This window comes from Pseudomonas violetae (assembly GCF_023072615.1).
Classification (GTDB): domain Bacteria; phylum Pseudomonadota; class Gammaproteobacteria; order Pseudomonadales; family Pseudomonadaceae; genus Aquipseudomonas; species Aquipseudomonas violetae.
In genome coordinates, this window is record NZ_JAKNRW010000028.1 from 1 (window position 1) to 19,199 (window position 19,199).

Below are 19,199 nucleotides of genomic sequence, written 5' to 3' on the forward strand. Positions count from 1 at the left end.
GCGCCCAGCGCACCACCGATGGCGGCTTCGCCACGGCTGCGTTTGTCTGCACCGACGGCGCTACCACCCGCGCCGCCCAGGGCCGCGCCGATGGTTGAACCTGTATTGCCGCCTAACGATTGACCGACGACTGAGCCCAAAACCCCGCCCAATGCGCCGCCCACGCCTGCTTCGGTGGTGCCTCCGGCAGAAGCTAAGCCACTGACCAGGCCAAGGGACAACAAGAGAATCGAGGAGAACTTCATAGAGGAACCTCAAGGTGATGACGGCGCGATCCTGAGGCTGGGTGACACAGGTTACAATCGAAATCCGACGAGTGACACGGCTTGTACACAATTGCGTAAGTTATTGTTTTTTTTGGGGAACTTAATGCTTTTTCACTGGTCTTTATCTACTTAAGACAGGCCGTTTCCACACAGAAACGGCCTTTTTTGTGGATGTTTGGGGGTTGGGGAAACAACCCTTACCTGGCCATGATCAGCCCGGTTGCGCTCGCCGCTTCCAGCCGAATCGCCACGAACTTTGACGTCGGCGTATGGCTGCCATCTCCCGTGCTCTCCAGCGGCACCAGAGGATTCACTTCCGGATAATAAGCGGCCGCCTGTCCCGCCGGGATATCAAACGCCAGCAGTGTAAAGCCCTTCACCCGACGCTCACGCCCATCGTCCCAGATTGAAATGATGTCCGCCTTTTGCCCTGGCTTGAAGCCCAGGCGAATGATGTCCGCTTCGTTGACAAACAGCACATCACGCTGCCCCTTGACCCCGCGATACCGGTCATCGAGCCCGTAGATGGTGGTGTTGTACTGATCGTGGGAACGCATCGACTGCATGATCAGATCCGGCAACACGCCCGTGGCGCGGGTCCGTTCGTGAACCAGGTCCTTGGGCAGGATATTTGGGCGGAAGTTGGCCCGGCCCGACGCAGTCTTCCACTTGCGTGCACCGGCGCTGTTGCCCAGGTAAAAACCGCCTGGACTCTTCACTTTCTCGTTGAAGTCCTTGAAGCCTGGAATGGTATCGGCAATCAGGTTGCGAATGCGGTCGTAGTCGGCCACCAGCCAGTTCCAGTCCACTGGCTGGCTGCCCAGGGTCGCGGCGGCGATACCGGCGATGATCGACGGTTCCGAGCGCATCTGGTTCGACAGCGGTTGCAACTGGCCATTGGAGGCATGGACCATGCTGAACGAGTCTTCAACGGTCACCGCCTGCGGGCCTTCGGTCTGAATATCGATATCGGTGCGGCCCAGGCACGGCAGGATCAGCGCGTCCTTGCCGTGGGCCAGATGGCTGCGGTTGAGCTTGGTGCTGATCTGCACGGTCAGGTCGCAGCTGCTCAGGGCCTTGAAGGTACGTGGGCTGTCCGGCGTGGCCTGGGCGAAGTTGCCACCCAGGCCGATAAACACTTTGGCGCGACCTTCGGCCATCGCGTGGATCGCCTCGACCACGTTGTGGCCGTTCTCGCGCGGCACCTTGAACTGGAAACGACGCTCCAGGGCATCGAGGAACGTCACCGGTGGGCGTTCGTTGATGCCCATGGTCCGGTCGCCCTGCACGTTGCTGTGGCCGCGCACCGGGCACAGGCCTGCACCTGGCCGGCCGATGTTGCCGCGCAACAGCATCAGGTTGGCGATTTCCTGGATAGTTGGCACGGAATGACGGTGCTGGGTGATCCCCATTGCCCAGCACATGATGACGTTCTTGCCCGAGGCGTACATGCGCGCCGCTTGCTCTATTTCCACCAGGGCAAGGCCTGATTGCTCGACGATCTGCTCCCATGGGGTGTCATCGATTGCGCCCAGGTACTCCAGCACGTTGACGCTGTGCTCATTGAGGAAGTCGTGATCGAATACTGCTGGCCCGCCACTCTTCTGCGCGTCGCGCTCCCATTGCAGCAGGAATTTGGCCATGCCGCGCAGTAAGGCCATGTCGCCGCCGAGCGCCGGACGGAAGTACGCGGTATTGGTTGGCTTGTCGCCATTAGTGAGCATTTCGATCGGGTGCTGCGGGTGCTGGAAGCGTTCCAGTCCACGCTCTTTGAGCGGGTTGACGCATACCACCTGGGCGCCGCGCTTGACCGCTTCCCGCAGCGGCTCGAGCATCCGCGGGTGGTTCGTGCCGGGGTTCTGGCCCCAGACGAATATCGCATCGGCGTGTTCGAAATCGTCGAAAGTCACCGTGCCTTTCCCCACGCCGACACTTTGCGCCAGCGCCACGCCGCTGGCCTCGTGGCACATGTTCGAGCAGTCGGGGAAATTGTTGGTGCCATAGGCGCGCACAAACAATTGATACAGGTATGCCGCTTCGTTGCTGGCACGCCCCGAAGTGTAGAACTCGGCCTGATCCGGGCTGGACAAGCCCTGCAGATGTTTGCCAATCAGGGCGAAGGCGGCTTCCCAACTGATCGGCTTGTAGCGATCGGTTTCGGCGTCGTAGCTCATTGGTTCGGTCAGGCGGCCCTGATATTCCAGCCAGTAGTCGCTCTGCTCCAGCAGCGAGGTGACGCTGTATTTGGCGAAAAAAGCAGCGTCCACCCGGCGTTTGGTCGCTTCCCAATTCACGGCCTTGGCGCCGTTCTCGCAGAACTTCACCATGCCGCTTTCCGGCGAATCGCCCCAGGCGCAACCCGGGCAGTCGAAGCCGCCGTTCTGGTTGGTCTTGAGCATCATGCGCAGGTTCTTCAGCGCGTTGTCGCTGGTTAGCCACGCCTGGGCCACACTGATCAGCGCGCCCCAGCCGCCAGCCGGGCCTTTATAAGGCTTGTAGCGGGGGACGGGTTTCTGGTCGGCTTGATGATGTTGGCTCACGCTAGGTTCTCCATCGCAGGGCTGTAGACCCGCGGCGCACTTTTCTGCGGCAGGTGGATGAGATTGAGGTTGTGTCGGCGGGCCCACTGCACAGCAAGGCCAGTAGGCGAGGACAGGCTGACAAGGGTCTGGATGCCTGCGCGCAACACTTTCTGGATCAGTTCGAGGCTGCAACGGCTGGTGACGATTGCCAGCCCTGCGCTGATCGGGATGTCTTGGCGGATCAGTGCGCCAATCAGCTTGTCGAGGGCGTTATGCCGGCCGATGTCTTCGCGACCCAGCAACAACTCGCCCCGGTCATTCATGAACACGGCTGCATGGACAGCACCGCAATGTTGGCCAAGCGGCTGGAAAGCGCCGATGCGCTGGCGCAGGCCGTCGAGCCATGCGACCGGAGGCAATGGAGCGCCTGGCAATACTTTTAGGTCTGGCAATGCCTGCTCCACCGCCTCGACTCCGCACAGCCCGCAACCGCTGGTTCCAGCCAGTTGTCGGCGTTGCTGCTTGAGGTTCCAGAAGGCACGGTTGGCGAGGGTGACTTGCGCGTACTGCGCCGAACCCGAGCCGCTGAGTTGCAGGTCGTAGATGTCGCTGGGGTCCGTGATGATGCCGCTGCCGAGGCTGAAGCCGACGATGAAGTCTTCCAGGTCGGTAGGCGTCACCAGCATCACGGCTTGGCTGATGCCGTTGTAGGCGATCGCCAGAGCAACTTCCTCGGCCAGCTCGGTACTTGCCGATCCGGACAGATCAAGGTTGCTGTAGCTGTAGGTCTGACTCGCAGGCGCGGGCGTTTCGAGGGCAGGTGCCGCGCAGGCTGGGCGCTTGGCGTTCATGGCATCACCACGGTTTGATCAGCTTTAAGCCTAGGCGCGTCAAACGGTCGCGTCTAATCGCTAATACTGATGTGCCGATAGATGGCGTCGATCAAGCGTCTGTGGATGATTTTTGATAAATCGCAAAACACGCCTCGGCCAATGCCGATCGAGGTGCACTACGCCGCATGATCAACCCCAGGCGCGCAAGAGTCTGGGCGTTTTCAATGGGTTGCAGGCGCAGATGGTCGGTGAGGTTTTCCAGTCCGCCGTCCAGCGGCATCACGGCGCAGCACAAGCCACCGTGCACAGCTTGTAACAGTTGATGCACGGCGTCGGTCTGCAGCAGAGGCTGGGGACTCAGGCCACGACTGTGAAAATTGTGGTCGATGGATTGGCGAAAGTGCATGCCGCTGGTAAGCATGCCCAGCGGCAGTTCGATCAACGACTCCCAACTCAGCGGTGCCTCGCTGAAACTGTAAAAGCGCTGATCGTAGAGCAGGCCCATGCGGGTTTCGCTGAAGGCCAGGGAGTCAAAGCGTTCACCGTCGAGGCGTTCGAGGTAAGACACGCCGAGGTCCAGGCGATTGTTCGCCAGTTGTTCGAGAATTTGCTCGGAGCTGAGTGCCGACAATTCGAAGCGCAGATTCGGGTGTTCAGCATGCAGGCGCTGCATCAGCGGCAATGGATCAAAACTGGATAACGGCACCACTCCCAGGCGCAGGGTGCCGACCAGATTACCGCGGCAGGCGGCCGCCTCGGCTTGCAGCCCGTCGTACGCCGCCAGCACCGTGCGCGCCCACGCCAGCACTCGCTCGCCCGGAGCGGTAAAGCCCTCAAACCGTTGGCCGCGGTTGACCAGTGGTAATTCGAGCTCTTCTTCAAGGCTGCGCAGACGCATCGACAAGGTCGGTTGGGTGATGTGGCAGCGCGCGGCGGCCTGGCCGAAATGTCGCGTTTCGTCGAGTGCGATGAGGAATTTCAGCTGCTTGATGTCCATCTTCGCTCCAGAGCGCAGGAAGGGGCCGATTCTAGCCCCTGGCGGGAAGCGGCGTCATTGGTCGGGTTGGAACCACGGTGTGCAACCTTGGTCTAGGCTTTTGCGTCTGGACCCCTTAATTACCATGGAGAGCACACGATGAGCCTTTTCAGTTTTCTAAAAGAAGCCGGTGAAAAAATCCTCGACGCCCTGACGCCGGACAAGGCCGAAGCCAACAGCGAGGCGCTGAGCAAGCACGTCAAGGATGCGCTGACGGGGATCGATACGTCGAAGATCCAGGTGAAGGTTGAGGGCGACAAGGTAATCGCCAGTGGTGAAGCCGCCACCCAGGAAGAGAAAGAAAAAATCCTGTTGTCCCTGGGCAACGTGGCGGGCGTCAGTGGTGTTGAAGACCAGATCACCGTGACTGGGCCGGTAATGGTGGCCGCGAAGTTTGTCGTGGTCGAGAAGGGCGATACGTTGAGTGCGATTTCCCTGCGGGTGTATGGCAATGCCAACCTGTACAACAAGATTTTCGAGGCCAACAAGCCGATGCTTAAGGATGTGAATAAGATTTACCCGGGGCAGTCGTTGCGTATTCCTGAGAAAGATTGAGATTGCCATCGCGAGCAGGCTCACTCCCACAGGGGGGGAGTCTGTAGGAGTGAACCTGCTCGCGATGCAGCCGACTCGGTCTAGAGCCCTGCAACCAGTTCCCGATAGTTCTCAACCGCCGCAAATTCCTCCGTGTCCTTGGGGCCCTTACGGCTATCCGGCTCGCGCACCGCCAGCAGATGCGCCACTCCAAACTCCCGCGCACTGCGCAGAATCGGCAAGGTGTCGTCGATGAACAGGCTGCGCGCCGGGTCGAAGCCGATATCCGCCTGCAAGGCATCCCAGAACTGCGGATTTTCCTTGGGAAAGCCGTAATCGTGGGAGCTGATGAGCCGCTCAAAGTACGGTGCCAGTTCAATCCGCTCAAGCTTCAGTGACAGCGAATCGCGGTGGGCATTGGTGATCATCACCACCCGTTTGCCAGCGCTCTTGATCGCCGCCAGGAAAGTGTCTGCATCCGGACGCAGGGCGATGAGGTGCGCCGTCTCCAGTTTCAACTCGCGAACTGACAGCTTCAGCTCGGTGCTCCAGAAATCCAGGCAATACCACTGCAACTGTCCCGCATTGCGTTCGAACAGCGGCTGCAATTCCATCTCGGCCATGGCCAGGCTGATTCCGTGCAGCTGCGCATAGCGTCGCGGCAAATGCTCCAGCCAGAAATGGTTGTCGAAGTGCAGGTCCAGCAAGGTGCCGTCCATGTCCAGCAAAACGGTATCGATGTCATGCCAGGGCAGCAGGGGCATAAAAACTTCTCCAGCGGTAAAAAGGATATCCGAGGTCAACATTCAGGATAGGCCGGGTATAGTAACTCGCTATCACCTAGGAGCCGCTCATGCGCCAGAAACCCACTATCCTCGCCCGCGAGATCGTCGCCACCAGTCGCCTGTTCTGCGTCGAAGAGCTGAAGTTGCGCTTCTCCAATGGCGTCGAGCGCACTTACGAGCGGCTGGTCGGCAAGGGCGCCGGCTATGGCGCGGTGATGATTGTGGCGATGCTGGATGCGGATCATGCAGTGCTGGTCGAGGAGTACTGCGGCGGCACTGATGAGTACGAGATGTCTTTGCCCAAGGGTTTGATCGAGCCCGGCGAAGACGTGCTGGCGGCGGCTGAGCGCGAGCTCAAGGAGGAGGCCGGGTATGGCGCGCGGCAGCTGGAGCACCTGACCGAATTGTCGTTGTCGCCCGGTTACATGAGCCAGAAGATCCAGGTGGTGCTGGCAACGGATTTGTACGAAGACTCTCTGGAAGGCGACGAGCCCGAGCCGATGGGCGTGAGCAAGGTCAACCTGCGTGAGCTATCGGCGCTGGCGCAAAACCCGCAATTCACCGAAGGCCGGGCCTTGGCCGCGCTGTATCTGGCCCGAGATCTGCTGACACAACGCGGGGTGTACCTGCCATGAATTTCCCGCATCCGCTGATGGCGCCAGTGATCGAGCTGGCCTTGCAGGCAGGCGACGCCATTTTGCCGTTCTGGCGCACCGGTACTGCCGTGACTGCCAAGGCCGACGATTCGCCAGTCACTGCGGCGGATCTGGCGGCTCACCATTTGATTCTGGACGGGCTGACGGCGCTGGATCCAAGCATTCCGGTGCTCTCGGAAGAAGACGCCAACATCCCCCAGAACGTGCGCGCCGGCTGGCAGCGCTGGTGGCTGGTCGATCCGCTGGACGGGACCAAGGAATTCATCTCGGGCAGCGAGGAGTTCACGGTCAACATCGCATTGATCGAACAGGGCCGCGTGGTGTTTGGTGTGGTGTCGATGCCGACCAATGGGCGCTTTTATGTCGGTGGCGCGGGTATGGGGGCATGGCGTGGTGCTAAAGATGCCGAGCCTTTGCCCATTCAGGTTCGCCAAGTGCCGCCGGCAGGTGAAGCATTCACCGTAGTCGCCAGCCGCCGGCATTCGAGCCCGGAGCAGGAGGCTTTGCTTGCAGGCTTGAGCGCCAGCCTGGGTGAACTGGAGTTGGCCAACATCGGCAGTTCATTGAAATTTTGCCTGCTTGCCGAAGGCGCGGCGGATTGTTATCCGCGCCTGGCGCCGACTTCGCAGTGGGATACGGCGGCGGCCCAAGGTGTGCTGGAAGGGGCTGGGGGCGAAGTGCTGGAGTTGAGCGGGGAAACGTTCAGTTATCCGGCGCGGGAATCATTGTTGAACGGGTTTTTTCTGGCGCTGCCGGCCCAAGCGGCCTGGCGACAGCAGTTGTTGGAGTTGGCTCGGGGTTAAGGATTTTGATCTACCGGTGCAAAACGTACTGCCCGCTAAACGTCACCGCATCCTCAGCACCCTCAGCATTCACAATCCGCGAATGCAGGGTCAACCTCGCTCGCCCGTACCGCCGGTACATCGCCAGGAATTTCTTCCACGCCGCCGCCCCCGGTGCCTGGCAAATCGCAATCGCGTCCATGCTTACCGGCAGCGGATAACTGATTTGCCCCTCCTGAATCACGATGTGCCCGTCTTCAATCCCTTCCTCGCGCAAACGCAAATGTAACCAGCCCCAGCCCGCCAGCACCGCGCCGCAATACAGGCTGCCCCCAAACATCGTGCTCTTGTGGTTGACGTTGGCCTCCAGCGGCAGGTGCAGACGTAACTGCTGGTCGTGCCAGTCGAGCACCTTGAGGCCCATGTCCCGCGTCAGGGGAATGTCGTGATGGAGGATGCTTTCCAGGTAACGACTGTCGCGGCTCATGAACACTCTCTTGTTTGTTGGAGATGAATGGACAGTAGCTCAGTCGAGATCTTCGGTGGCGCTCTGGGCGCCGCTATCGGAAAAGTTGAGCCCGTGCTTGCGCAGTTTGTCGTGTAGCGTTTTACGCGGGATGCCGAGCGCTTCCGCCAAGCTGCGAACCGAACTGTGGGAGCGCACGAGTTCAGCGGCGATCAGGCTTTTTTCGAAGTTTTCCACCTGTTCGCTCAAACCGCCACTGACCACCTCCACGGTGGCCCCGGTCGTGCCATCCGGTGTGTTGTTGTCCAAGGCCAGCTCCAGGCCCAGAGCGAAGCGCTCGGCCGCGTTCTGCAGTTCGCGCACGTTGCCTGGCCAGCTGTGTCGCAGCAGCAGGGCGCGCTGACCCGGCTGTAGTTCATGGGGCGGCAGACCGTGGCGGGCGCTGGCCTCGTCGGCGAAATGCTGGAACAGCATCAGGGCATCTTCGCCGCGCTCGCGCAGCGGCGGGATGCGCAGGGGCGCGACGTTAAGGCGGTAGTACAAGTCAGCCCGAAAACGGCCCTGGTCGGCGGCTTGGCGCAGGTCTTCCTTGGTTGCAGCGATGACGCGGATGTCCAGCGGGATCTGCTGGTTGCCGCCAAGCCGCTCAACCACCCGTTCTTGCAGCAGGCGCAGTAGCTTGACCTGCACATCCAGGCTCATACTCTCGATTTCATCGAGAAACAGCGTACCGCCGTTGGCGAATTCGAACTTACCGATGCGTCGCTTCTGCGCCCCCGTGAACGCGCCGGGCTCGTGCCCGAAGAGCTCGCTCTCCACCACCGATTCAGCCAGGGCGCCGGCATTGATCGCCACGAATGGCCCGTTACGCCGGCTCGACAGATCGTGCAATGCGCGGGCGACCACTTCCTTGCCCGCGCCGGTTTCGCCGAGGATAAGTACATCCGCCCGGGTGGCCGCCAAGGCGCCGATCTGCTCACGCAGGCGCAACATGGGGGCCGACTGTCCAACCAGGCGGGCGCTCAGCTCGTTGCGATCGCTCAGGGCCAGGCGCAGGCTGCGGTTATCCAGCACCAACCGGCGCAAGGCCAGCGCCCGACGTACGCTGTCGAGCAACGCATCGCTGGCAAAAGGCTTTTCCAGGAAGTCGTAGGCCCCGGCGCGCATCGCTTGTACGGCTAGCGGCACGTCGCCGTGACCGGTGATCAACAGCACCGGCAGCTCCGGGTCCTGTGCATGCAGTTCGGTCAGCAATTCGAGGCCGTCCATGCCCGGCATGCGAATATCACTGACCACCACGCCCGACCAGTCGCGCTCCAGTTGGGCCGCCAGGCCCTTGGCTTCGGCCAGTGGCAGGATCTTCAGGCCGGCAAGGTCGAGCGTCTGGCTCAGCGCCTGGCGCAAGTGGGGGTCGTCGTCGATCAGCACGACCTGGATACGGTTGTCGATGGTCATGCACTTCGGTCCTCGGACGGTTGCAGGCTCACGCCCGGTGCGCCTGCGCGTAATTTCAAGGTGATCAGGGCGCCACCTTCCCTGTGGTTGGAGAACAACAGTTCACCACCGAAGGCGCGCATCAGTGTTTCGCAGATCGCCAGCCCCAACCCCAGACCCTGGGTGCGGGTCTTGGTGGTGTAAAAGGGTTCGCTGCCTCGGCCCAGGGCTTCCATGCAAAACCCCGGGCCGTTGTCGCGAATGTACAGGTTGACGCCGTCGGCAGTGGATTGGGCACTCAACCATAGTTTACGCGGCTGGCCTTTTTCCGTAAGCGCGTCCAGGGCGTTCGCCAGCAGATTGCCCAGCACCTGGCGCAAGCGGGTTTCTCCCGCTTCGACCCACAAGGTGGCGGCCGGCAAATCGCGGATCAGTTCGACCTCCATGCTGCGCCGGCGCTTGGCGAGCAGGGCCAGCGCGTCGTCCAGCGCCGGTTGCAGGGCAACACTTTCCGGCGCATGGCGATCGCGGCGGGCGAACGCGCGCAGATGGGCGATGATCGACGCCATGCGCGCGGTCAGTTCGCTAATCAACTTGAGATTGCCGCGGGCGTCGTCGGTGCGCTGGTGATCGAGCAGCACTTCGGCGTTTTCCGCATAGCTGCGGATCGCCGCCAGTGGTTGATTCAACTCGTGACTGATGCTGGCGGACATCGTCCCCAGTGCCGACAGCTTGCCGGCCTGCACCAGGTCATCCTGGGCGCGCACCAACTCCTGCTGGGCCTGTTCGCGTTCCAGCACTTCCTCCTTGAGGCGTCGGTTGAGGCCTTCGAGGTCGCTGGTGCGCTCGGCAACCCGGCCTTCGAGTTCGTGGCGGGCCTTGGCCTCGAAAGCGATTCGGTCCAGGTAATGGCGCCGGCGCTGCATCATCAGGCCAAGCAGCAGCATCAACACCAGCAAGGTGGCGCCGCCAATGGCAACGACCGTGCGCACCGGACGGTCGATCAGGGTGCGTGGCGCGAGGATGTTGACCGTCCAGCCCGTCTCTTCGATCTGGTGGGACTGTGTCAGCCACGCACCGGGGTTGAGCTTCAGCGGCTGGGGATCGCGAGTGGGGTAGGGTTGAATCGCCGTGATTGCTTTGTGCTGCGCCTCACTCAACGTGCGGGTAGAACGAAAGCGCCATTCCGGTCGTGAGGTAAGGATAACCACGCCGTTTTGATCGGTGGCCAGCAGCTGTTCCGGGGTGTTGCCCCACAGGCTTTCCGTATGGTCGAGGTCAACTTTGATCACCAGCACGCCGATGATCTTTTCGCCTTGACGGACGGCGGCGGCGAAGAAATAGCCACGCTTGGCGGATGTCGTACCGAGGCCGAAGAAACGCCCGAGACGTCCGGCCATGGCTTCGCTGAAATACGGACGGAAGGAAAAATTACGCCCGACAAAGCTGTCGTGTTTGTCCCAGTTGGACGCCGCCAGGGTTTTACCGGTGGTGTCCATCAGGTACATGACTTCGGCACCGGTCTGGGCGCAAATATTTTTCAGCAGGCGGTTGGCGTTGCCCTGGCTGACGTCGTCGTCGGGCGCGCCCAGAACGGTGCGCAGGGCTGGAAGGTCGCCGAGAATCTGCGGCAGGACCTCATAGCGGTGCAGGGTGCCCAGCAGGTTGGCCACGTATAGATCGAGCGTCTGGCGGTTCTGTCCGGCCAGTTCGCTGCGGTAATAGCGTTCGGCCAGATGCTCCAGCGGCCACAGTAACGGCGCCAGGCATAGCGCGAGCAGTGCGAGGCTGCGCCAGCGGGGTCTGCGGGGGAGAGTCGGGGTCATGAGGTCGAGCGCCTGTAGCGTTGATGGTCGGCATTCTTGCGCAAAGTGCCGAGTGGCGCGAGGGGTGTGTCATTGCAAGGGGGTTGCGTATCGCGCCGAGCAATGGCGATATAAGTGCCTGATCAAATTCTCAGGGGTCGTTGTATGCCGCTCGCCACGTTGATTCATCGCGCCAGTTTGCCCAGCCCACAAGTGTCGGCCGAGCTGGCGCTAGGGCTGCTCGAAGAGCATTACGGGTTGAGTGGAAACCTGCAGGCCCTTGGCAGTCAGCAGGACCTCAACTACCGAGTCGACAGCGATCAGGGGCGCTTTGTCCTTAAAATCTGCCGCGGCGACTATGCCGTGCAAGAGTTGCAAGCCCAGCATGCTGGCCTCCAGCACCTGGCCGAAAAGGCCGGGGTGCCGGTGCCCCAAGTCATTTGCGCCAGGACCGGCGCCGACCTGCTCACTCTGCAAGTGGCCGATCAGACCGTACATGTGCGTCTGTTGGGTTACATCGAAGGCCAGCCGCTGACAGGCCTCGATCATCTGCCTGGTGCAGTCGTTGCCGGGTTCGGACGCCTCTGCGGCGAAATGGACCTGGCGCTGGCCGGCTTCGATCATCCCGGCCTGACCCGCACGCTGCAATGGGATGCCCGTCACGCGAACGCGCTGATCGCGCACTTGCTGCCGGTGATCGAAGATGACACGCAGCGCCGGCAAATCGCCGATGCGGCCGAACGAGCCGAGCGGCATCTGCAACCGCTGGTGGACAAGCTGCCGGTGCAGGCCATCCACATGGACATCACCGACGACAACGTGGTCTGGCAACGCGATTGCGAACGCCTGTGGCAATTGCAGGGCGTGATCGACTTCGGCGACCTGATCCGAACCTGGCGCATCACCGATCTGTCGGTGACCTGCGCGGCCTTGCTGCACCATGCCGGTGGCGATCCGTTTTACATCCTGCCGGCGGTGCAGGCGTACCACGCGGTCAATCCACTGGCGCACGAAGAACTCCTGGCGCTGTGGCCGTTGATACTGGCCCGCGCCGCCGTGCTGGTGCTCAGTGGCGAGCAGCAGGTGAGCATCGATCCAGGCAATGCCTACAGCCGTGACAACCTGACCCACGAGTGGGAAATCTTTCGCGTGGCCACTTCGCTGCCATTGGAATTGATGGAGGCGGCGATCCTGGCTTCGGTCGGCCAGCACCTGCCGGGCATTGGCAGTGAAGGGTTTGCCCCGCTGCTGCCGGGCCTGGTTGGACGTGAATTTGCCCTGATTGACCTGGGCGTCTTGAGCCCGCATTTCGAAGCCGGCAACTGGGAGCAGCAGGGCATTGATCAGCGCCTGCTGGACGAGGCGGCTGCCGTGCATGAGCTGGCGGCCAGTCGCTACGGGCAATATCGCCTGTCGCGCACCCAGCCGGATTCGTCCAGCGAGCCGGACACTTGCCCGCTGCATGTCGAATTGCGAGTGCCCATCGGCACGGCAGTCGAGTCGCCATTTGCTGGCATGGTCCATGAGCCCGAGGCGGGTGTTCTGCAGCTCGACGGTCCGCAGTTGAGCCTGCGGTTGTGGGGCGTCAAGCCGTCGCTGCACACAGGCGCAGCACTGGTCAAAGGCCAGGTGCTGGGTTCGGTGTGCGGGCCGTTGCGGGTGCAACTGTGCCGCGGTGCCTCGTTAAACGCGCCGTTGTTTTGCACACCTTCCCGCGCTGCCGCCTGGCAGGCGCTTTGCCCTTCGCCGGCGAGCCTGCTGGGGCTGGCCTGTGATGCGGAGCAGGAGCTCGACTCGCAGACGCTGCTGGCACGCCGCGAGGCCAGCTTCGCGCGTACGCAAAAACACTATTACGTCGACCCGCCACGCATCGAGCGGGGCTGGCGCAATCATTTGATCGACATGCAGGGCCGCTCCTATCTCGACATGCTCAACAACGTCGCGGTCCTGGGGCACGGACATCCGCGCATGGCGGCGGTCGCCAGTCGCCAATGGTCGCTGCTCAATACCAACTCACGTTTCAACTACGCGGCGGTCGCCGAGTTTTCCGAGCGACTGCTGAAGCTGGCGCCTGATTCCATGGACCGAGTGTTCTTGGTCAACAGCGGCAGCGAAGCCAATGACCTGGCCATTCGTCTCGCCTGGGCTTACAGCGGCGGGCGCGACATGCTCAGCGTACTGGAGGGCTATCACGGCTGGACGGTGGGCGCGGACGCCGTCTCGACCTCGATCGCCGACAACCCCCAAGCCTTGAGCAGCCGCCCCGACTGGGTGCACCCGGTAACTGCGCCGAACATCTATCGCGGCGAATTTCGTGGCCCCGACAGCGCTCCCGACTACGTGCGCAGCGTCGAGCACAACCTGGCGAAGATCGCCGGACAGCATCGCCAGCTCGCCGGGTTCATTTGCGAGCCGGTGTATGGCAACGCGGGCGGTATCTCGTTGCCGCCGGGCTATCTGAAGCAGGTTTACGCCCTGGTGCGCGGCCAGGGTGGCGTATGCATCGCCGATGAAGTGCAGGTCGGTTACGGTCGCATGGGTCACTTCTTTTGGGGTTTTGAAGAGCAGGGCGTGGTGCCGGACATCATCACCATGGCCAAGGGCATGGGCAACGGCCAGCCATTGGGTGCGGTGATCACCCGCCGGGAAATCGCCGAAGCGCTAGAGGCCGAGGGCTATTTCTTCTCGTCGGCGGGTGGCAGTCCGGTGAGCTGCCAGATCGGCATGGCGGTGCTGGACGTGATGGAAGAGGAGAAACTCTGGGAGAACGCTCAGGTCGTGGGCGGGTACTTTAAGGAGCGACTTGAGGCCTTGATCGATATTCATCCACTGGTGGGGGCGGTGCACGGTTCCGGGTTCTATCTGGGGGTGGAGCTGATTCGTAACCGCGAGACCCTGGCGCCGGCGACGCAGGAGACTGCGGCGCTGTGTGATCGGCTGCGCGAGCTGGGCATTTTCATGCAGCCGACGGGGGATTATCTGAACGTGCTGAAGATTAAACCGCCGATGGTGACGTCGCGCAGGAGTGTGGATTTCTTCGTGGATATGCTGTCGAAGGTGCTTGCAGAGGGCCTTTGACCCTGATGCCCATTGCGGTGTAGGCGCTGTCGAGTGCAACGAGGCTGCGATCTTTTGATTCTGTTTTTTAAGATCAAAGATCGCAACCTCGTTGCACTCGGCAGCTCCTAAGCGTGCGGGGCAGGCTAAAAAATCGATTATTATCGGTGTTTTTAGCGTGAGCATTCGGTTATTTTAAAATATTCGCTTCTAAAGCCGATTTTTATCGGCTATAAAGTCGCCATTGCCTCGGCATGGTGAAATTCCGCCTGGGCTTCCGCTTTCTGTCATGGGTCGGCGTCACACCCGACCCCAACTGCTTGCCCAGGAGATGATTCATGAGTCGTATCGTTACCGTCGCCGCTACCCAGATGGCTTGTTCCTGGGACCTTGAGGCCAACCTCGAGACTGCTGAAAGGCTGGTCCGCGAGGCTGCAGCCAAGGGCGCGCAAGTCATCCTGATTCAGGAACTGTTTGAAGCGCCGTACTTCTGCCAGAAGCCGAACGCGGATTACCTGCAACTGGCCACGACGGTTGAAGACAACGTCGCCATCAAGCACTTCCAGAAAATCGCCAGGGAACTGCAAGTGGTTCTGCCGATCAGCTTCTACGAACTGGCGGGCCGCGCGCGTTTCAACAGCATCGCGATCATTGATGCAGACGGCAGCAATCTCGGGATTTATCGGAAAAGCCACATCCCGGACGGCCCTGGCTACCATGAAAAGTATTACTTCAATCCGGGTGATACCGGCTTCAAGGTGTGGAATACCCGCTATGCGAAAATCGGCGTGGGCATCTGCTGGGACCAGTGGTTCCCCGAGTGCGCCCGCAGCATGGCGTTGCAAGGAGCGGAAATCCTCTTCTACCCAACTGCCATCGGCAGCGAGCCGCACGACAAGAGCATCTCGTCCCGCGACCACTGGCAACGCGTGCAACAAGGCCATGCCGGCGCCAACCTGATGCCGCTGATCGCCAGTAACCGTATCGGCAATGAAGAGCAGGACGGGTACGACATCACCTTCTACGGCTCGTCGTTCATCGCCAACCAGTTCGGCGAGAAGGTCCAGGAGCTCAACGAAACCGAAGAAGGTGTATTGATCCAGAGCTTCGATCTCGACCTGCTGGAACATACCCGCAGCGCGTGGGGCTCCTTCCGTGACCGCCGCCCGAACCTGTATGGTGCTATCAAAACCCTAGACGGTGCCCTGGAGTCCTGATCGTCATGACCACTTTAAACAGCACGCCCCGCGCCGATGGCTTCTACATGCCGGCCGAGTGGGCGCCACAAACCCAAACCTGGATGATCTGGCCAGAGCGCCCGGACAACTGGCGTCTGGGTGGCAAACCGGCGCAAGCCGCCCACGTTGCAGTGGCCAAGGCCATCGCCCGTTTCGAACCGGTGACAGTGGCAGTATCTGCCGGCCAATATGAAAATGCCCGTGCGCGCCTGGACGTGCCAAATATCCGGGTCGTCGAGATGTCCAGCGACGACGCCTGGGTGCGCGACACAGGTCCTACTTTCGTGATCAACAACAGTGGCGAAGTCCGCGGCGTGAACTGGGACTTCAACGCCTGGGGCGGCTTCGACGGTGGTCTCTATTCACCGTGGAACCGCGATTCGCAAATCGGCGGCAAGATCCTCGAGATCGAACGCAGCCCGCGCTATCGCACCGAAGGCTTCGTGCTGGAAGGCGGTTCGATTCACGTCGACGGCGAAGGCACGCTCATCACCACCGAAGAGTGCCTGCTCAACCGCAATCGCAATCCGCACCTGGACCGCGCAGAAATTGAAGCGGTGCTGAGTGCCAACCTGGCTGTGGATAAAATCATCTGGCTGCCGGATGGTTTGTTCAACGACGAAACCGACGGCCATGTGGATAACTTTTGCTGCTACATCCGTCCGGGTGAAGTGCTGTTGGCCTGGACCGACGATCCGCAGGACCCGAACTACCCGCGTTGCCAGGCTGCAATGAAAGTGCTGGAAAGCGCTACTGATGCCAAAGGGCGCCCCTTCACGGTGCACAAGATGCCGATTCCGGGCCCGCTGTATGCGACCGAGGAAGAATGTGCGGGCGTGGATCCGGTCGACGGCACCCAGGAACGAAATCCTACTGTTCGATTGGCCGGTTCCTACGTGAACTTTCTGATCGTCAACGGCGGCATTATCGCCCCAAGCTTCGACGATCCATTGGATGGTCCGGCACGGGAAATTTTGCAGAGTCTGTTCCCACAGCATGAAGTGGTGATGGTGCCGGGGCGTGAACTGTTACTGGGCGGCGGCAACATTCACTGCCTTACCCAACAGCAGCCAGCGTCGCACAATGAGTGAGTGGTGTTGTAACAGATTGAGTTGAATGGAAAATTTTCATCTCAATGATTTTCCTGCTTGCTGATACGAGAAGCCCGCAGTCCATCAGGACTGCGGGCTTTTTTGTGTCCGCTCATCGACAACGTCAACACATTGGCACATCTCTTGTATCGATCTATGGGTTAAACAGGGAGGGGAGAACTGCGATGTTCTGTCACAAACCTTGGATAAGTTAGCCCCTCACAAAGCGGGAGAAAGTGCGGAGATGAACGCCGAAGTAAACGTAGTGAGCGAGCAGGCGTCGCATCCCCTGGCAGTCAACAACGAATCGCTCCAGCTCTTGGCGCACTGGTTGAAATCCAATGGAACGCGTCAGATTAGGGAACCTGATCCGCGCCGGATGATGATCGAGCGCTACCCCGCTGATTTATTCAGCGAAGCGGAACTGGAAGCGTTGTGGGATGTGATGGAAGGATAAGAAGCAAACAACGGATTGATAAAAGCGCTGCCGGGATGGCGGCGCTTTTTTTTGCTTTCGAGCCGGGAGCGCGACCCCTGTAGGCGCTGCCGGAGGCGCGGGCCGCGATCGGACGATCCCTTGATCTTGCTCTCTTAAAAACTATAGGTCCCAGTGACAACCAGGCTACGCGGCGCCCCCGGCTGAATTTGGAACTGACTGGTCGCCGACTCGTAATATGCCTTATCCGCAATATTGTTCAATGCCGCGCGCAGGTCCCAATCCTTCTGCCGGAACCCAGCCAACGCATCCCAACGACCATAACCCGGCATCACCACCGTGTTGAGGTTATCGGCATACCGATCACCGACCAGTGTCAGACCGGTTTCCGCGTACCACCCCATCTCCGGTTTCCAGGTCACGAACAGGCTGCCGTTACGCTTGGCCACGTCACTGATGCGCTTGCCCTCGAAGCCGTTGTTGTCCTTTTCGACAGTCGCATCCTGAAGGCCGATGCCACCGCGCATATACCAGTTACCGGTGATACGGCCGGTTCCGGTCAGTTCGATCCCTCGGGACCGTTGCTTGCCGGTGAGCAAGGTGATGGTCGGATCCAGCGGGTCGCGGGTGCGGCGGTTGTAGAGTTCCAGTTCGTAGATCGCCAGGGTGGTGCTCAGTCGGTCGTCGAGCCAGTCGGACTTCACGCCGATTTCTTTCTGCTTGGTGAGCTCCGGGCTCAGGTCATTGCCGTTACCGGTGGCGCCCGGCGTGATGCCGATGAGTCCTCCGCCCACAGGCGAGAAGGCCTTGGACCAGGACGCATAGAAGGAATGATCCTGCAGCGGCGTCCACACCAGGCCTACACGGGGGCTGTTGCTGTGGCTGTCACGGTCTTCGGAAATGTCCCGCAGCTGGTTGGTTGATTCGATGTCGAAGGTGTCGTAGCGCAGGCCGGCCAGAATCTGCCATTGATCGTTCAAGCGCAGCTGATCCTGCACGTACACCGCGCGGCTTTCGACTTCGGTGTGGTTGTTGCTCGACACCTGCATGCGCCCGGTATGGCGCAGCTCGCGGTTGGGGTTAAACAGGTCGAGTGTCGGTACCGGTGAGCTGCCTGGCCCCGATGTGGCGGCGTTGTACAGCGTCGGATCACGACGCTGGCTGCCAATTTCGATACCCGTGAGCAACCGGTGTTCCAGGCCGAAGGTGTCGAACCCACCTTCCATCTCGACGTTGTTGAAAACGTTACGAGTGGTCAGGTCCTGTTGCCAGTGCTGGCGCGTGACCTGGTGGGTGACCGGGTTGTAGCCGGTCTGGTAGGTGTTATCAAAATCACTGTTGAGCTTGAATACGCCCAGGGTGTGGCGAAGCTGCCAGTTATCGCTGAGTTCGTAACTGAGTTTGGAGCGCAGGGATTGAGACTTGTCGTCGATGAAATCGTGATCGCTGCCGTAGGTGGTATCGCGTCCTACATCTGCCGGGCGGCCATTTACCCCAGGCACTCCGCGATCCGGGGTTCGGTTGTAACGGCTATATTCGTACTGCACCAGCCAGTTGAGGTCCGGGGTCAGCTGCCAGCTCATCGACGGTGCGAACAGTTGGCGATTGCCGCTGACGCCATCGCGGAAGCTGTTTTCGTCCATGTTGCCCATGTTCAGGCGCAGGCTGATGTTGTCGGTTGGATCGGTGCTCAGGTCGGCGTACAGGCTGCGTAGATCTTCGCTGCCGCCTTGCGCTTCAATGCTGGAGCGGCGGCCGAATTCCGGCTGCTTGCTGACCCGGTTGACGATCCCGCCCTGGCTACCCCGGCCATACAGCACCGCTGCCGGGCCTTTGAGTACCTCAATGCGTTCGATGTTGTGCAGGTCACGCACGTACTGACTGTCGTCGCGAATGCCGTCGAGGTAAAAGTCGTTGCTGGCGTCGAAGCCGCGAATGCGCAGGCTATCAAAACGGGTGTCGGCGCCGCTGCTGACGTTGGGGATGCCACTGAGTGCCGTGCCCAGGTCGTTGGTGCCGTAGTCCGTCACGTTCGCGGTTTTCACCGAGTCGATGGCCTGGGGAACGTACCGTACCGGTGTCGCCGTGCGGGTCGCCGTGCTGGTTTCTTTCACTCGCGGGTCATCGGCCTCAGCTTCGGCGCTGATGGAAGTCGCCGGTAATGTGGTAGGTGCGGCGTAGGAAAAACCGGCAGAAAGCAAAGCTGAGAGACCCAAGCTGAAGGGCACAAGGCGAAGAGGGGCAGGCATTTATAGGAG

Annotated in this window: 15 protein-coding genes and 1 pseudogene; 7 read left to right on the forward strand and 9 right to left on the reverse strand. The window is 60.9% G+C overall.

Translation table 11 applies throughout. The annotated features are described in order from the left end of the window. From L9059_RS23305 to L9059_RS23320, 4 genes and pseudogenes are all read right to left on the reverse strand, one after another. Positions 1-245 (reverse strand): annotated as a pseudogene (locus L9059_RS23305) (hypothetical protein); the annotation flags it as partial. Between the two features lie 218 nt (positions 246-463). Beyond that, a complete protein-coding gene (locus L9059_RS23310) occupies positions 464-2,806 on the reverse strand; it encodes an FdhF/YdeP family oxidoreductase (RefSeq protein ID WP_247293249.1) in 2,343 nt (780 codons plus the stop codon). Beyond that, positions 2,803-3,639: a formate dehydrogenase accessory sulfurtransferase FdhD gene (gene fdhD, locus L9059_RS23315; RefSeq protein ID WP_247293250.1), complete on the reverse strand. Its 837-nt coding sequence runs from the start codon at positions 3,637-3,639 to the stop codon at positions 2,803-2,805. The genes L9059_RS23310 and fdhD overlap by 4 nt, the downstream gene beginning before the upstream one ends. A gap of 91 nt (positions 3,640-3,730) precedes the next feature. Next, positions 3,731-4,618: a LysR family transcriptional regulator gene (locus L9059_RS23320; RefSeq protein ID WP_045061330.1), complete on the reverse strand. Its 888-nt coding sequence runs from the start codon at positions 4,616-4,618 to the stop codon at positions 3,731-3,733. 138 nt (positions 4,619-4,756) lie between these two features. On the opposite strand from L9059_RS23320, the gene lysM reads away from it, so the two are divergent. Then, positions 4,757-5,212: a peptidoglycan-binding protein LysM gene (gene lysM / locus L9059_RS23325; protein WP_247293251.1), complete on the forward strand. Its 456-nt coding sequence runs from the start codon at positions 4,757-4,759 to the stop codon at positions 5,210-5,212. An 80-nt stretch (positions 5,213-5,292) separates the two neighbouring features. Here the strand turns inward: lysM and yrfG are convergent, their stop codons facing one another. Next, positions 5,293-5,955, reverse strand: coding sequence for a GMP/IMP nucleotidase (yrfG, locus tag L9059_RS23330; protein ID WP_247293252.1), 663 nt, complete (start codon positions 5,953-5,955; stop codon positions 5,293-5,295). 89 nt (positions 5,956-6,044) lie between these two features. Between yrfG and nudE the strand changes: the two genes are divergently transcribed. Continuing rightward, positions 6,045-6,611: an ADP compounds hydrolase NudE gene (nudE, locus tag L9059_RS23335; protein WP_247293253.1), complete on the forward strand. Its 567-nt coding sequence runs from the start codon at positions 6,045-6,047 to the stop codon at positions 6,609-6,611. After that, positions 6,608-7,435 (forward strand): 3'(2'),5'-bisphosphate nucleotidase CysQ, encoded by an 828-nt coding sequence (cysQ, locus tag L9059_RS23340; protein ID WP_247293254.1) that lies wholly within the window; start codon positions 6,608-6,610, stop codon positions 7,433-7,435. The genes nudE and cysQ overlap by 4 nt, the downstream gene beginning before the upstream one ends. 10 nt (positions 7,436-7,445) lie before the next feature. On the opposite strand, the gene L9059_RS23345 is transcribed toward cysQ, so the two are convergent. The 3 genes from L9059_RS23345 to L9059_RS23355 are packed head-to-tail and all read right to left on the reverse strand — an operon-like array spanning position 7,446 to position 11,140. Further along, positions 7,446-7,901, reverse strand: a complete 456-nt coding sequence (locus L9059_RS23345; protein WP_247293255.1) for a thioesterase domain-containing protein — start codon at positions 7,899-7,901, stop codon at positions 7,446-7,448. A gap of 39 nt (positions 7,902-7,940) precedes the next feature. After that, a complete protein-coding gene (locus L9059_RS23350) occupies positions 7,941-9,335 on the reverse strand; it encodes a sigma-54-dependent transcriptional regulator (RefSeq protein WP_247293256.1) in 1,395 nt (464 codons plus the stop codon). Further along, a complete protein-coding gene (locus L9059_RS23355; protein ID WP_247293257.1) occupies positions 9,332-11,140 on the reverse strand; it encodes a sensor histidine kinase in 1,809 nt (602 codons plus the stop codon). The genes L9059_RS23350 and L9059_RS23355 overlap by 4 nt, the downstream gene beginning before the upstream one ends. 144 nt (positions 11,141-11,284) lie before the next feature. Here L9059_RS23355 and L9059_RS23360 point away from each other — a divergent pair, with 144 nt between their 5' ends. The 4 genes from L9059_RS23360 (at position 11,285) to L9059_RS23375 (ending at position 16,962) form a co-directional block, all read left to right on the forward strand. After that, positions 11,285-14,197, forward strand: a complete 2,913-nt coding sequence (locus tag L9059_RS23360) for an aminotransferase (RefSeq protein WP_247293258.1) — start codon at positions 11,285-11,287, stop codon at positions 14,195-14,197. Positions 14,198-14,514: 317 nt separating this feature from the next. Further along, complete coding sequence (aguB, locus tag L9059_RS23365) at positions 14,515-15,393, forward strand: N-carbamoylputrescine amidase (protein WP_247293259.1); 879 nt, start codon at positions 14,515-14,517, stop codon at positions 15,391-15,393. 5 nt (positions 15,394-15,398) lie between these two features. Beyond that, on the forward strand, positions 15,399-16,505 hold the full coding sequence (gene aguA / locus L9059_RS23370; protein WP_247293260.1) for an agmatine deiminase: 1,107 nt from the start codon (positions 15,399-15,401) through the stop codon (positions 16,503-16,505). Positions 16,506-16,749: 244 nt separating this feature from the next. After that, positions 16,750-16,962 carry an HAD family hydrolase gene (locus L9059_RS23375; RefSeq protein ID WP_247293261.1) on the forward strand — a complete coding sequence of 71 codons (213 nt, stop codon included), beginning with the start codon at positions 16,750-16,752 and terminating at the stop codon, positions 16,960-16,962. Between the two features lie 134 nt (positions 16,963-17,096). Here L9059_RS23375 and L9059_RS23380 read toward each other — a convergent pair whose 3' ends face one another. Further along, positions 17,097-19,190, reverse strand: coding sequence for a TonB-dependent receptor (locus tag L9059_RS23380; protein WP_247293262.1), 2,094 nt, complete (start codon positions 19,188-19,190; stop codon positions 17,097-17,099). Positions 19,191-19,199 lie beyond the last annotated feature (9 nt).